General features: G+C 68.1%; 3 protein-coding genes. 1 reads left to right on the forward strand and 2 read right to left on the reverse strand.

Going from position 1 to position 1,000, the window contains the following annotated elements; genetic code table 11:
* The coding region (locus tag MKK75_RS26010; RefSeq protein ID WP_244045381.1) for a hypothetical protein at positions 1 to 399 on the reverse strand (399 nt) is incomplete at its 3' end.
* A 2-nt stretch (positions 400 to 401) separates the two neighbouring features.
* On the reverse strand, positions 402 to 611 hold the full coding sequence (locus MKK75_RS26015) for a hypothetical protein (protein ID WP_244045382.1): 210 nt from the start codon (positions 609 to 611) through the stop codon (positions 402 to 404).
* 86 nt (positions 612 to 697) lie between these two features.
* Between MKK75_RS26015 and MKK75_RS26020 the strand changes: the two genes are divergently transcribed.
* Positions 698 to 1,000: hypothetical protein (locus tag MKK75_RS26020; RefSeq protein WP_244045383.1), on the forward strand; the 303-nt coding region annotated here is incomplete at its 3' end.

Below are 1,000 nucleotides of genomic sequence, written 5' to 3' on the forward strand. Positions count from 1 at the left end.
ATTCGTGTTGATGTCGTCCCGGGCCTGCCCGTACTGTCCGGTCAGATCGTCCCTGGCCTGCCCATAGCCTTGGCCCAGGGATGACAGCGCCGAGCCGTAGTTGCCGGTGATCGCATCGGCCGCCTGACCGTAGCTCGACCCGAGCTGAGAAATGCCAGCTTGGGCGCCTTGGTTTATATCAAGTCTCTGATCGCCATATCCCGTCGCCAGCAACTGACCACCGGCGCCGTAACCGGCCTGGAGGGCGCTGAGGCCCTGACCGAGCAGGTAGTTGTTGGCCTGTGTGTAGTTGTCGCCGAGCGCTGTGCTCTGCTGGTTCAGACCGGTGTTGATGGTCTGCATGTTGTTCTTGTAGGCGGTCGTCGCGGCCCCGCCCGTGATCGAGTCGAACAGGCCCATAATCAGTGCACCTTCATCGGGTCGGGCATGGGGATGCCGCGCTCGGCCTGCGCGGTACGGCGCATCGAGCGGGGCATGATCCAGAGGGCGTCGTGGGCCGTCAGAGCCCAAAGCTGCGCGTCGGCGCCGTTGAGGCCGCCGCGGGCGCGCCCTTCGTGCTTGAAGCCGGCGCGGCGCAGGAGGTCCGCCAGATCCGGGCGGTCGGCCGGCACCCGGGCAACGACGCGCGACCAGTTGGCGGCATAGAACGCCCAACCCCTACGGTGAGGTCGATCTCGTCATCGTCGCCCATCGCGGCGTGCTGAACCGGACGGTCCTGCGGGCATTGTTTCGCTGGGCGTTCTATGCCGCCAACTGGTCGCGCGTCGTTGCCCGGGTGCCGGCCGACCGCACGGATCTGGCGGACCTCCTTCGCCGCGCCGGCTTCAAGCACGAAGGGAGCGCCCGCGGCGGCCGCAACGGCGCCGACGCGCAGCTTTGGGCTCTGACGGCCTACTGCCACCTCTGGCTCAGCCCCCGCTCGGTGCCCCGTACCGCCCCGGCAGAGCGGCGCCACCCCATGCCGGCCCCGGTGAATGCGTCATCTTCATGGGCTTGTTCG

Origin of the sequence: Methylobacterium sp. J-030, from assembly GCF_022829545.1 — a bacterium.
Lineage (GTDB): Bacteria > Pseudomonadota > Alphaproteobacteria > Rhizobiales > Beijerinckiaceae > Methylobacterium.